We start from the raw sequence: 14315 nt of genomic DNA, 5'->3' as shown, positions 1-14315 counted from the left end.
CGATTTTGGAGCTTATTCCGCGCGCCGCTCGATAATTCCGCGGTTTTGGAGATAATTCCGCGCGCCGCTCGATAATTCCGCGATTTTGCAATTAATTCCGCGCCTCGCCCGGTAATTCCGCGGTTTAGGAGATAATTCCGCGCGTCGCCCGGTAATTCCGCGGTTTAGGAGATTATTCCGCGCGCCACTCGATAATTCCGCTTTTTTCCCTTAAACAATCGCCATATCAAAAGAAATGGTATGATTGCTTTCCGTTGAACTGTATAATGAAAGAATCTGTATGGAAATAATAAGTGAAAACTTAAAAAAGAGGCTAAAGAATGAGTATGCAAAGTTTTAACGAATATAACTTAAGTGAAGAGATCATAAAGGCGTTGACCAATCTAGGGTATGAAACACCAACAGAGGTTCAAAGCAAGGTATTATCGCTTGCTCTGGATAAGAAAGATCTCGTTGTGAAGTCCCAGACAGGGAGCGGTAAGACGGCATCGTACGGGATTCCCGTCTGTGAACTGGTGGACTGGAAGGAAAATAAGCCCCAGGCATTGGTTCTGACACCGACAAGGGAACTTGCTGTCCAGGTGAAGGAAGACATTACAAACATCGGCAGATATAAACGTATCAAGGCAACGGCGGTATATGGCAAACAACCGATTGCCATCCAAAAGACAGAATTGAAACAGAAGACACATGTTGTGGTTGGGACGCCAGGACGCGTCACCGATCATATTGATAGAGGGACACTGTCATTGGATAAGATAGACTATCTAATCATTGATGAAGCGGATGAGATGCTGAATATGGGCTTTATTGAGCAAGTGGAGGCCATTATTAAAGAATTACCGGAAAATCGTGTGACCATGCTATTTTCGGCAACCCTGCCTGAGGCGGTCAAGCGGTTATCCCATCAATATATGAAATCGCCAATTGATATTGAGATCAAGGCAACAGGCCTTACCACAGAGAAGATTAATCATGTGCTCTATGAAATACATGAGAATGACAAATTTGATCTGCTAAAGGATGTATCGATTATCGAGAATCCGGATAGCTGTATCATTTTCTGTCGTACGAAAGACCGCGTGGATACCATCAATGACCAGTTAAAGAAGTCTGGATATAGCTGTGATAAAATTCATGGTGGAATGGAACAGGATGACCGTCTTGCTGTTATGAATGGTTTCAGAAGAGGGGAATTCCGTTATTTGGTTGCGACAGATGTAGCTGCCAGGGGCATTGATATTGATAGCATTACCCATGTCATCAACTATGATCTGCCGCTTGAGAAGGAAAGTTATGTACATCGTACGGGAAGAACCGGACGGGCTGGGCAGAAGGGAAGGGCAATAACTTTTGTTACTCCGTTTGAAGATCGATTTTTAAAGGAAATTGAGGCATATATCGGTTTTGAAATTGAGAAAATAACTATCCCCGCCAAAGAGGAAGTTTCGAGGAAAAGATCGGCCTTTCAAGCGAAAATGCAGCTAGAGCCGATTGTTAAAAAGTCAAAAGGCGAGCAATTAAACAAACAAATCATGAAGCTTTATTTCAATGGCGGCAAGAAAAAGAAGCTGAGAGCTGTCGACTTTGTAGGTACTATCGCCAAAATTGATGGTGTTTCAGCGGATGATATAGGCATCATTACGATAAAGGATACCGCTTCCTATGTGGAGATATTGAATGGTAAAGGTCCGCTTGTATTGAAAACAATGAAAGATACAAAGGTGAAGGGCAAACAGTTGAAGGTTTTTGAGGCCAATAAGTAAACAGAATCAAACATTGTCAGTCCTGCAGGCGTTCTATAGATACTGCCTGTAGGACCTTTATCATGCGATTTATTACAAAATTCAACCCCGCCTAATTCCGGGCGAACTCCCCATCAACCTCTACGGTTTCAAATATGTTAATAAAGGCATTCTTATCATGTGAGCGAACAATATTCTTTATTTGCAATGTCTCATATCGTGTAACGACCATCATCAATATCTGCTTACGTTCCTGTGTATAGCCGCCATAGCCATCTGTAATGGTTATGCCGCGATAGATTGATTCAAGCAATTCCTCGCGAATGGCATCCCCTTTTGTCGTCACAATCTGCATCGTCAATTTAATATGGTTGGTATGGACCTTGTCGATCATTCTGCCTGTCAAGTAGATGGATAACAGTGTATACAGTGCAATATCCCAGCCGAAAACTAGGCCGGAAATGACCACAATGATTCCATTCATAGCTGTCAGCAATAGACCGACACTGGCATTGCTTTTCCGTGAAATAATGATGGCAATGATGTCTAAGCCGCCGGATGTACCGGAATACTTCATGACCGTTCCGATTCCAATCCCGCTTATTACCCCGCCGAAAATGGCTGCCAGCAATATATTGTCGGTGATCATAACGACCGGCAGTATGTATAAAAAGAGAGAAAGTGTCACTACACAGATCATTGTATTGATTGTTATATCCTTACCGAGTATGAAATAGCCAAGAAGAAGTATGGGCAGGTTAAATACGAAATTCAATATACCTGTATCGAAAGGCGTGATTAGACCAAACAGGATTGCAATCCCGCTAATGCCACTGCTTAGAATTTCAAAAGGTACGAGGAAAAAGTTAAAAGCAACAGCGATGATTAATGAGCCTATAATAACCATGAGATTTTTCATGTGCTGGATATACCTCCTAAACGATTATGTTGTATGCATGGATGCAGAGGATTTTAAGATATCACTAAAATAGTTTACCCGAAAAAAGCAGTCATGTCAGCAAATATACTATTTAGGAACGAAATATTTCTGGGGTTATGTTAATTTTCCTCACATGCGGCATGATTTATGCTCGATCGGCAGTACGGAAAAATATTTTTATGGTATTATTTTTGATAGCTGACAACAAGTAATTGATAAATTAAGAACTGGATAGGAGGAATGATAGAATGGATAGTACCATTCAGATGTATTTTGCCAATTTGGAGGCTCCAGATAAGCAAGCCCAATATGAAGCTTTTAACCAAATTCTTGCGGTTATTGAGCATGAAGTGGACTGGAGCTATGAAGTGTGGGATGAGCTGATTGAAGGACTGACTTCGGCTGATAATCATAAGCGTTCCAGGTATGCCCAGTTCCTGTCCGGATTGGCGAAAAGTGACCCGGAGAAACGGATGCTGGCAGACTTCCCTAAGCTATGGCAGGTGACCAAGGATGATAAATTCGTTACTGCAAGACATGCATTGCAGACAATCTGGAAGGTTGGTCTTGCCGGAGAAGAGCAAAAAGAGATGGTCGTGGGTCATCTAGCCGAGCGGTATAAAAACTGCGAAGATGAAAAAAATACTACATTGATACGTTTCGACATTATTCAGGCACTGCGAAACCTTTACGATGTGCAGGCGGATGGTTCTATAAAGCAATTGGCACTCGATTTAATCGAACTGGAGGAGGACCCGAAGTATCAGAAAAAGTATGCGAAAGTATGGAAAAATGTCTAGCGTAGCGTGGAATAGAAAAAGAGGCTAGGACAACATATTTAAGTTAAAGTAAAATTCGAACTAGGTAAATCAGTTCGAATTTTACTGTTTGGATGTTTGCATAACAAGCTATTAAGCTGCCTGATTGAAGTGGAGGGCAGTCGACTCCTGCGGGAACAGCACGTGTCTGAAGACCCCGGATCGGCGGTCTACCATGAGGAGACTGAGGCCGCGCCCTAAGGTGTGTGACTGCCCGGAGCGAAAATCAACGAAGCAGTCACTTCGTAGTTTATAGAATATATATTAATACTCAACCGCTAAAAATGAACTTTCAGAGCTTCCTTCTCTATAATCGTTCGTCTTTAGATTGGTGATTTTTAGTAATGTCCTGCCTCCCCTTATTATTCGGCTAGCTCGACATTATGGTAAACCTGCTGCACATCTTCTAAATCTTCCAATGCGTCGATCATCTTTTCGAATTGCTCCTGATCGTCAGAAGAGAGAGTTAGCTCATTTTGTGCGAGCATCGTCAGTTCTGCAACTTTAAATTCTGTGATTCCGATGGTTTTAAAGGCTTCCTGTGCTGCCTGGAATTGATCGGGTTCGGTATATACAATGATTGTACCGTCCTCCTCGGAAATATCGCGGACTTCAACATCGGCTTCCATAAGCAATTCAAGTATTTCATCCTCTGTTTTACCTACAAGCCCGAATACTGCAACATGATCAAACATATATGCAACAGACCCGCTCACACCCATGTTTCCGCCATTTTTTCCGAAGGCGGCACGTACCTCAGATGCAGTCCGGTTCACATTGTTTGTCAGAGTATCGACAATGACCATTGAACCATTTGGCCCGAAGCCCTCATAGCGGTTTTCGTCATAGTTTTCCTCAGAACCGCCTTTTGCTTTTTCGATGGCACGGTCAATAATATGTTTAGGTACACTGTATGTTTTAGCACGTTCAAGCACAACTCTTAGTGATTCATTTGATTCGGGATCCGGTTCCCCCTGTTTTGCGGCAACATAGATTTCCCGTCCGAATTTAGCATATATACGACTAGTATTGGCATCCTTTGAAGCTTTCTTTTCCTTAATATTATTCCATTTACGACCCATTATGTTCACTCTCTTTCAATTGACTCTATATAAAACTATAAAACTTTGTCGGCGACATTGCTAGTCTTTTTTCAAAAAGGCTGTTTTCTCAAAGATTGTTGTTTTTACATAAAATATATAAACTGCAACGTACTAGTAACTGCCGATTTCCGCGGGCAACGCTTCAGCTTCCTCGGAAGAACCCCACTTCCTGCGGGATCTTCAGCTGTTGCTTTTCTTGCTGTACTTCCCTGGTTTCTATCAGCCGTCTAAAATTATTTATAGATTTATTCTAATACAATCGAATAAGAATAAAACTCAATAAATAAGATAACCGCTTCGGCCGATTTCCGCTCCGGGCAGTCGCTTTCCGCGGGCAACGCTTCGGCTTCCTCGGAAAAAACCCACTTCCTGCGGGATCTTCAGCCGTTGCTTTTCCCGTTGGAGTCGAATGCCCTGCGCTCCAATCAATCAGCTTAATAATTATCAGTAATTTGATTCAGAAAACCCAATTATAGCGGAGGAAATACATGGAGACTCCAGCGGGAAAGCGCAGTGTATTTCCGGAGCGGGGATAAAGCACCAATCATTTCTTGTTATGTCACAATTTCCATCAAATACAAAGTTAGAAATAACAACAATACTTACGAAAGAGCCTTTCATAAAGGGGCGTGAATTGCGTTTTTCGATTTGCCTGATCAGTGTCAAATCAAATATAAAAAGCCCGCAGCCGAAGCTGGAGCTTTTCGAATAAATTATTTGCGCATCAATAAGTAGAGAAAGTATGGTGCACCGATCAATGCAACGATAATCCCTGCTGGAATCCCGTCAGGATCAACCAGATTTCTGCCGATGGTATCGGCAATCAATAATAACCAGCCGCCTAATAGAATGGCTATAGGGATATAAAGCTGATTCCTCGGTCCTACCATTGCCTTTGCTATATGTGGTGCCATGAGTCCGACAAAGGCGATTCCGCCTGTCACAGATACGGCAGAGGAGGCAAGAGCAACCGCAGTAATCAGCAGGAGGATGCGTTCCTTTTCAATGGCGATTCCCACACCAATTGCTGCATGCTCACCAAGACTAAGGATATTTAGCCGATTTGCTTTGTACAGGGCATATGGAATAAGAACGATCAGCCACGGCAGAATCGCTATAATAACCGGCCAGTCCGATGCTCCGATAGTCCCTGCCAGCCATTTCGCAATGAAATCGACTTTTTCCCGTTCCTGTGAGGAGATCAGTACAATCATAACCCCGGAAAGCGCCATGGAAAATCCAACCCCGATTAGTACCAGACGGATCGGTCGAAGTCCGTTATTTTTTCATAAGAAAACAGATAGATCAGAAACGCTGTCAGAAATGCTCCGGTGAAAGCGACGATTGGCTGCAGATAAATCAAGGATCCTGCCTGCACGGGATAAAACAGAAAGAATATAGCAACTGCCACACCGGCTCCAGAATTGATGCCGATTATACCGGGATCAGCAAGGTCGTTTCGGGTTATTCCCTGCAGAATTGCCCCAGATAGTGCAAGCGCCATGCCGACGAGCAGCGTGATGATGATTCGGGGCAATCGGATAGAAAATAGGATAAACGATTCTTTGAATGAACCTTGGCCAAACAATGCCGGAATGATGCGGTTATAGGCCATGGAAGCATCGCCAATCCCCATACCAATAATAATGGTAATGATGATTAGAATGGCTAAGAGACATAAAATAATGCGCTGTTTTTTCAGTAAGGCCGGATTAATCATGTGAATGCTTTCCCTCCTTTACGGATGATCATCAAGAAGAAAGGCAGCCCCATGATTGATACGATCGCAGCAACCGGTGTTTCCCATGGTGCATTGATTGTACGGCCCAATGTATCGGCAAAAAGCATTAGTGCCCCTCCGGCAAAAGCGGACATTGGAATGATATACCGGTAGTCTGTGCCTGTGATTGCGCGGACAATATGCGGTACCATTAAACCGATAAAAGTCATATTCCCAACCAGGGCCACCGAAGCACCTGCAAGCACAATAATCATGATAAATAGGATGGCCTTAATCAGCGCTGTCTTCTGGCCGAGACCAACCGCAACTTCTTCATTCAGACTTAAAATTGTGAGCTGTCTTGAAAGCCCTACTGCAAGGATGATGGTTACAATAATGAACGGAGCGATAATCTGCAGCTGTTGCCAGGTTGTTCCGATTAGCCCTCCAGCAGTCCACATAGATACATCCTTGGATACCTTGTAATAGATTCCAATCCCTTCAGCAATGGCTTGAAGAAAGGCAGAGACAGCTGCACCCGCCAGGACAATCCGAAATGGGGAAAGTCCCCCGAATTTGGCCGTGCCAATCCCAAATACAAGTAGTGCTCCGGCAGCCGCTCCGATAAAACAGGCGATCATGATTCCGAAGTAGTTGATCGCCGGGATAAAAACGATTGTAACCGCTAATGCAGCATTCGCTCCTGCAGTTAGGCCAAGCAAGCCGGGGTCCGCTAGCGGGTTTCGGGTCATCGCCTGCATAATTGCTCCCGCTACAGCTAATGCTGCACCAACAAAGGCAGCTGCAACTTCGCGGGGTAAGCGGATTTCCCGGACAATGGAAATGTCACTCCCTTCCGCATTGGAAACAAGTGACATCCATACATCCCTCATGCTTACATCCGCTGCACCAAACACAATGGAAGCGATAAACATGACTATGAAGATAAACAGGACAACTAGCAGTTTCATTATAAATGGTACAAACGATTCTTTCTTCATGGATTATCATCTTTTCTTTTCAGTAATAGTTACTTCTTGCTTACTCACCAAGGAATGATTTTTTGAAAAAATTCAGCTGATAATCCAATGTGAGCGGGTCGTTAAAATTAAACTCATAGCCATTTACTTTAAATACGTGATCGTTGGCAACTGCTGGTATGTTTTGATAGGTATCTGTTTCCATAAAAGCGTTGTCCCCTTCGTCGTACTGGCTGAAAACGATATAGTCACCGGCATATTCAGGGAGCAGTTCTTGAGACAGAGCGTAATAACCTGCTTCGGTTGTTGCTTCTTTTACTTTTTCCGGCATGTTTAAACCCATTTCCTGATAAAGGATTTCTGTGCCGCGTCCCCAGTTCTCTCCAAAGACATAAACCTGTTTATCATAGGTTTCGATTGCAGAAATGGTTGCATCTTGTCCGATTTCGGCTTTGATGTCATCCCCTATTTCCTTTGCGCGCTGTTGAAAATCTTCAACCCATGCGGTTGCTTCTGCTTCTTTGTTTAAAAGCTTGCCGATCTCAATATGCTGTTCTAAATAGTCCAATGAACCATAGGTATACGTAACGGTTGGAGCAATTTGGCTTAACTTTTCGTAGTTCTTGGGGTACCGCCAGCAAAACGCGGAAAACGTACGCTAAGCAAAATTTGACACAAAAATAGCCGTTCTTCCGTACGTTTAGAAGAACCAGCTATTTTTTATTTTACATTTAAAGGGCGTAGCGAATCGACGGTTGTTTGAGTTTTAGATTCAAATCGATATTCCCCAAGGAAGTTAATATGCTCCCATCCCAAAGGAGAAATATGGTTCAATAGTTCCTCCTTTAATTCTCCTTTTTCTCTCAGGATAGTTACGGCTTGCTCCAAATAGACCGTGTTCCACACGGAAATGGCATTGATGATGATGTTTAGTGCACTGGCACGTTGAAGCTGATCTTGAAGAGCCCGTTCTCTAAGCTCTCCATGCTTACCAAAAAAAATAGCTCGTGCTAATGCGTTCATGGCTTCTCCCTTATTTAGTCCCTTTTGAATCCTTCGACGCATAGAGGTATCTGCAATATAATCCATAATGAAAATTGTTTTTTCAATTCTTCCCATTTCCCGTAATGCTTTACCAACCTTATTTTGACGAGCGTAGGAACCCAGCTTCCCCATAATAAGAGCACCGGATACCTTCCCGACTTGAATAGAATGGGCTAAGCGTAATACATCGTCGTAATTCTCACGAATTACTTTTTGGTCAATTTTCCCTTTTAAAAGGGATTGAAGCTTAGGAAACTCACTAGGTGGATTCATTGTAAATAGTTTTGAGTCTGATATATCTCGAAGTCGTGGGGCAAAGCGAAAACCTAACAAATGGGTTAAACCAAAAATTTGGTCAGTATATCCAGCCGTGTCCGTATAATGTTCTTCGATACTTAGGTCTGATTCATGATGAAGCAATCCATCTATTACATGAACGGCATCCCTTGCGTTAGTATTAATAACTTTATTATAGAAGGAAGTGAATTGATCACTCGTAAAACGATAAATCGTTGCTCCCTTGCCTGTTCCATAATGAGGATTAGCTTCTGCATGTAAAGAAGAAACTCCCACTTGTACACGCATTCCATCAGAAGATGATGTCGTTCCAGTTCCCCAATAGGATGAAAGGTTCCGTTTGTGATGAAAATTAACAAGGGTCGCTTGAGCACGATTCATCGCATCTTCGTACATTCTCCACTGAGAGGTATTGGCCATTTGACGATAAGTTACATCTGGAGTTGCTTCAGCCATTTTTGTTAACCCAATATTAGTTCCCATGGCCATTAAGGTAGCTAATAGTATTTTCTTTTCGCCTTTATCTGGGATTCGTTCGTTTGAAGCATGAATAAATTGCTCATCAAAGCCTGTCCAATTAGTTACTTCCATTAATAAATCGGGAAGTTTAACTCGAGGAAGCATAGCGTAAAGGGATAAACTAAATTCTCTTGCTTCTTCAGGAACATCTTTCTCTAGACGCTGTATATGCAGTTTTCCCTTATCCAAGTTAATGCCTTCCAAGTCATTACTGTTTTTGGATAACCAATGAAGCCTTTGATTCAAAGATTTTTCTCTTTCAGCCAAATAAGTGTCAGAAGAGATAGGCGTAGCTAGTTTAATCTCTTTGGAGCAATCGGTTTGCCATTCTTGTTTCGTAACAAGATAATCCTCAATGTCTCTATGTTGCCTGCTACCAACAACTGAAACATCTCCAGAACGAATGTGGTTTTTTAATTCTGTTAGTGCGGCCATCTCATAATAATGTCGGTTAATGGTTCCATTTTCATCATATACATGTTTCTCCCACCGTTTTGGGACAAAGCCAAGTGGTGATCCCTCTGGTATTCTTCGTTTTCCTGATTCATTCATTTCATGTATAGTATTAAGCGCCTGCATCAATGGTTTGGCTGCTGCAGTCGAACGGAATTCTATGGACTTGAGTAACATTGGTGTATATTTTCGCAGATAAAAAAACCGTTGTTCCAACAAATCAAGATAATCGTAATTAGACGGACGGGATAGGTCCTTAGCTTCCTCAACTGACTGAATCACTTTCTCCCAAGACATAACTGCTTCTATAGTTTCAAAAGGATCAAGTCCTTCTTTTTTTGCCTTAATAAGAGCTGAGCCTAGATTAGTAAAGTGAATTAACTTTTCATTTACAGTTTTACCATTCTGTTTTTGCATTTCATCCTGTGCTTTTCGTCCTTTATTCTGAAGGGAAACAATCTGCTTATCATGTATATCAATCGCCTGATCTATTAAGTCTTGACCCAAATCCAATATGTAAGTAACTAAAACACTGTATTTTTTGTCCGGTTTAAAGCGACGAAATGCATAAGGTTCATATCTAGCGCCTAATCGGGATAATTGGCGGAAACGATTAGGGTGAATTTTATGGGTATTGATCTTTAATCCAAGTTTGCGAATACACTCCAACCGTTTAATTACTTTTAAAAATGTATCAGGTGAGGAAGTACCTGGATTTTCCTTTAACCATGCTAGTGGCGTCTTTCCATTATCCATTGTTGGCTCTAAAAGAGAGTCTAATTGTTGTTTTTGTTCCGTTGATAGCGCATCGTTAAGAACTTTGAAAATAAATTTTTCCGCTTGATCACGTGCATTCCAGATAATCCGTTCGATAGTGGTCATACCAGGTAAAATGACTTTTCTCTTACGTAATTCCTCAATTGCTTGTCGAATAAGATGTAATGTATTTCCATTTTCAATGGCCTGTTGAAATAAATATCGGGTGATGAAACGGTATTCACTTAAAGAAAAGTTTTGATATCCATATTCTTGTCTAATTTCTTCAAGATGTTCACGTCGAGTAGGTTCTCGTTGGGCATATAGGGAGAATGTTTCGGGATCAAGATTTAGCTGTTTTGCTAGATAAGATAAAATTAATGGAGATACTTCTTTTACATCGGATAAAGACCACCCCGGATATCGAAGAAGACATAATTGAACTGAAAAACCCAAACGATTGTGGTCCCTACGATGGCGGTTAATAATATCTAAATCATGATTAGAAAAGGTGTAAAAAGTGGCGAGTTCCCATTCTGTAATGTCAGATGGACGCAATAATTCTTCCCGTTGTTCAGGTGTTAGTAATTCTTTTCCCCTCATACATTTACTCCTTCCGATTATAACAATTCCATTTTACTTTTTAACTTTTTTGGTTCGGATTTGTATATAAAAGGGTCGTATTTACGTTTGAATGACCTGCTTGGTTCGCAACCTCATGAATACTAAACCCCTTTTCAATTGCATTTGTACAAAAAAAGTGACGAAGTTGATGTGGTGTAATGGTTTGGCTATACATATTAAAGAGTCGATTTACGACCGTGCGCTCAAGCTGTTCCCTTTTTTTGCTAATAAATAAGTAGGGTGATGTTTGAGAAACAGCTGAATGATTTCTTTCTTTGAGGTATCCCCCGACCGCATGAGAAACTCTACTATTTAAAAGGGTGACGCGTTGTTTTTCTCCCTTTCCATTTCTGATGATACATTCTCCCGTTTGTAGGTTAAGGTCTCTTAACTTTATGGATAGGGCTTCCGAGATTCGTAGTCCAGTATAGGCAAGAAGAACCGCAATCGCATAGTTTCGTTTATTTTTGCTTTCCAAAATATTTTGTAGGAATTGTTTTACCTCTATCTCGGAAACTTTTGTAGGAGAAGCATAGGCAGTTTGAACCTTAAGCATGTCGGTTTTATAAATCACCTTTTCCTCTTGTACCTTCTGATCAATAAGAAACACATTGAACTTTGTAAGGCTACTGATTTTGTGGTTAATGGTTTTTGCATTTTGAACCTTAATATTTTTTAAAAAGCTAATGTACTCCAAGACGTTCTGTCGATATAACGAATTGCATTCTAAACCATATGATGCCTCAAACCATTTAATATATTGTTGAACATTTAAAAGGTAACCTTTAATCGTATTTTCACTTTTTCTTTCTTGCTTCAGGTAAAAAGTGAAATCCTCAGTAAATTTCATAGTACTCAACCTCACTAAAATAATTGTGTTGCATTAGAAATAGACGTACTTGTTATAAATTGTGTTGCATTAACCAACCAAAGTATAACCTAGAAAGCCAGCTAATACAACACAATTAATATTGTGTTGTGTAATTTAACTTTGGTATGAGAATCAGACATTATTCATATTTACAATGATATGCTAATTTCAACAAATAACTGTACAACTCACTATTCATAAATAAGTTTAAGATAGATGGGTAATATTTCCTGTTTTTTACAAAAATAAAGGTTATTAACAAAAGGTGTCGAAATTATCAATTATTAACACCTAAAAAAATGTAGCTTAGGAACTATGGGGTTTAACGCAGCTACAAGATATAGAAAGGTTAGTTATTACAGCGGAACTGGAGGCATTGGAGCAGATGCTTTGGACAAAATTATACAAATGTGGAAGGCGGTAATTTTATGGACGAAATTTTCGAACTGCTAAAACCCCCTAAAATTTATGAGGAAGGTTCAAGTGAATACTGGACTAACCCCTTGTTAATGGAAAGAATTCTAAATGGACACTTGAATGAAAATATTCCAGGAGGCAGTAAAAGCAACTCATTTATGGAAGACTCCATAAGTTTCATTACGAATATTGTTCCTAAAACTAAGTACCCGGAAGTTATTGATCTCGGCTGCGGACCTGGCTTGTATTGTCAAAAACTTGCTCGTATAGGATACAAAGTTACGGGAATTGATATTTCATCAAATTCAATTCGTTATGCAAAAGGAGTGGCAAATAATGAAAATTTAAGTATTAATTACAGAGTTCAAAATATTTTGGACTTGAAGGAAACCAACAAATACGACATAGCTTTATTAATCTACCACATTTACGGAAGTTTTAGCCCCAACAATCGTAAAAGACTAGTACATAATGTTTATAAAAGCCTAAAAAAAGGAGGGATTTTTATTATAGATGTTGCCTCTGAAGTGAGTTTGCAAGACTATAATGAGAAGAAAACTTGGGATTTTGTCCATACGAATGAAGCTTTACCTAAAGAGTCGCAGTTGAGTTTGAGACAAGACGTCATCTATCCTGATAACGTGCTTCTCAAACAAACGAATATTTTGATTAAAAATCAGTTTCCAATGACATTTAATATTTGGGAACAATATTTCAAGAAAGATTGTTTGATAAAAGAATTTAGTCAAGTTGGGTTTGAAATAAAAGGTATATACTCGGACGTATGCGGAAAGCAGTACAACAAAGGAAACGAAGAAATCGCGATAGTTTTAGAAAAGGTTTGATAAATCGATTCGGTTCTAAGAATATTGAAATTTTAAAGTCACAAAATGTTCGTTATTTAAACCTTCTTAAGGAGAGTGAACAATGACCTTTAACATAAGTAATATTGAAAAGTTACTAAAAATCAACAATATATCGGGTCACGTATATGGGTCTGAAACGCTCTCTCTTTTTTTATATACACTTATAAAACGAGAGAAACTCTCCAACATAGTAGAGTTAGGAACCGGATTAGGAACCACTTCGTTATGGATATGCCAGGCTTTAATGGAAAATAACAAAGGGAATTTGACTACCATTGATAATGGGAGGGATATTCAAGAGTTAGTATCTTTTATTCAAGAGATTAGCGAATTATTAGAGATTGATCCTCCTTCTATTAAAGATTCTACTACAATTATTTATTATCAGAACTTCATTTATAAAACTTTTAAATCTTTAAACTTAGATCAGTTTCTAGACTTCAAGAACATAGATATAAATTTACAAAATTATTCTTTTGCAGAAGATAATATTATTACAGTCGATGAAAAAATTGATATGCTTTTTGCTGATATTGCTCATGGACCTGACAATATAATTGATATTTTCCGTTGCTTCTTACCATTAATGAATGATTTTAGTCACATTTTAATAGATAGTGCTTCTACAAAACTTCGTTCATATTTAACTCTTGAACAATTGGTTGCTGATTTAAATAAGGGGAAAGTATCGCCACGGTTATTAAGCCAGAACGATGAACAAAACCATTATTTAATTCAACTTGTGACACAAAGAAAGTTTAGGTTAAATCATCTAACAGAAAAGGAAAAGCAAACTCAAAACAGTACAGCTTGGATTACTCTTGAACCAGTAGATTATAGGCCTAACCCCGAAGTTACCACTTTACCATAAAGTATCAGAGTGAGGGTCACAACTTTCCAGAAGGAGGGTATAAAGATGGAGGAAAATAAAAAGAATGAAGAACTAACATTGGAAGACCTTGACATCCGCGTATCGGAACTAACCGACCAGGAAGTTTATACACGCGACGTAAATCATGTTGGACATTAAGGTATTATATAAAGCGAAATAACAAGATGGAGCAAAAATTTAAAAGTACGAGAAACTGATACTTGAGGATCTTGATATCCATGTATCAGAACTAACCGATCAGGAAATTTTTCCACGTGATGTAAATCATGT

General features: G+C 39.9%; 9 protein-coding genes and 2 pseudogenes. 4 read left to right on the top strand and 7 right to left on the bottom strand.

Annotated features, from left to right (window positions below; translation table 11 throughout):
• Nucleotides 1–320: 320 nt before the first annotated feature.
• Nucleotides 321–1766: a DEAD/DEAH box helicase gene (locus OMHG_RS04615; protein ID WP_010648732.1), complete on the top strand. Its 1446-nt coding sequence runs from the start codon at nt 321–323 to the stop codon at nt 1764–1766.
• A 91-nt stretch (nt 1767–1857) separates the two neighbouring features.
• On the opposite strand, the gene OMHG_RS04610 is transcribed toward OMHG_RS04615, so the two are convergent.
• Entirely contained in the window at nt 1858–2664 is an 807-nt protein-coding gene (locus tag OMHG_RS04610; RefSeq protein WP_010648730.1) for a YitT family protein, read from the bottom strand.
• 269 nt (nt 2665–2933) lie between these two features.
• Between OMHG_RS04610 and OMHG_RS04605 the strand changes: the two genes are divergently transcribed.
• Nucleotides 2934–3485, top strand: a complete 552-nt coding sequence (locus tag OMHG_RS04605; protein ID WP_010648727.1) for a hypothetical protein — start codon at nt 2934–2936, stop codon at nt 3483–3485.
• 380 nt (nt 3486–3865) lie between these two features.
• Here OMHG_RS04605 and OMHG_RS04600 read toward each other — a convergent pair whose 3' ends face one another.
• The 6 genes and pseudogenes from OMHG_RS04600 to OMHG_RS04575 all read right to left on the bottom strand — a co-directional run bounded on the left by OMHG_RS04600 (nt 3866) and on the right by OMHG_RS04575 (nt 11849).
• Nucleotides 3866–4585, bottom strand: coding sequence for a YebC/PmpR family DNA-binding transcriptional regulator (locus tag OMHG_RS04600; RefSeq protein ID WP_010648725.1), 720 nt, complete (start codon nt 4583–4585; stop codon nt 3866–3868).
• Nucleotides 4586–5319: 734 nt separating this feature from the next.
• Nucleotides 5320–6326 (bottom strand): annotated as a pseudogene (locus tag OMHG_RS04595) (FecCD family ABC transporter permease).
• Nucleotides 6323–7327 carry a FecCD family ABC transporter permease gene (locus tag OMHG_RS04590; RefSeq protein WP_010648719.1) on the bottom strand — a complete coding sequence of 335 codons (1005 nt, stop codon included), beginning with the start codon at nt 7325–7327 and terminating at the stop codon, nt 6323–6325. Before OMHG_RS04590 ends, OMHG_RS04595 begins: the two are co-directional and overlap by 4 nt.
• A 40-nt stretch (nt 7328–7367) precedes the next feature.
• Nucleotides 7368–7931: pseudogene (locus tag OMHG_RS04585) on the bottom strand (ABC transporter substrate-binding protein); the annotation flags it as partial.
• A gap of 95 nt (nt 7932–8026) precedes the next feature.
• A complete protein-coding gene (locus OMHG_RS04580; protein WP_010648716.1) occupies nt 8027–10978 on the bottom strand; it encodes a Tn3 family transposase in 2952 nt (983 codons plus the stop codon).
• Between the two features lie 40 nt (nt 10979–11018).
• Nucleotides 11019–11849 (bottom strand): tyrosine-type recombinase/integrase, encoded by an 831-nt coding sequence (locus tag OMHG_RS04575; protein WP_010648715.1) that lies wholly within the window; start codon nt 11847–11849, stop codon nt 11019–11021.
• A gap of 449 nt (nt 11850–12298) precedes the next feature.
• Between OMHG_RS04575 and OMHG_RS04570 the strand changes: the two genes are divergently transcribed.
• Nucleotides 12299–13132, top strand: a complete 834-nt coding sequence (locus OMHG_RS04570) for a class I SAM-dependent methyltransferase (protein ID WP_010648714.1) — start codon at nt 12299–12301, stop codon at nt 13130–13132.
• Nucleotides 13133–13214: 82 nt separating this feature from the next.
• Nucleotides 13215–14024: a class I SAM-dependent methyltransferase gene (locus tag OMHG_RS04565; RefSeq protein ID WP_010648713.1), complete on the top strand. Its 810-nt coding sequence runs from the start codon at nt 13215–13217 to the stop codon at nt 14022–14024.
• Nucleotides 14025–14315: the final 291 nt, after the last annotated feature.

The organism is Oceanobacillus massiliensis str. N'diop, from assembly GCF_000285495.1.
In the GTDB taxonomy this organism is placed as follows: Bacteria; Bacillota; Bacilli; order Bacillales; family Amphibacillaceae; genus Oceanobacillus; species Oceanobacillus massiliensis.
The sequence above is the reverse complement of the archived record's forward strand: the minus strand, read 5'-3'. Positions and strand labels throughout refer to the sequence as shown.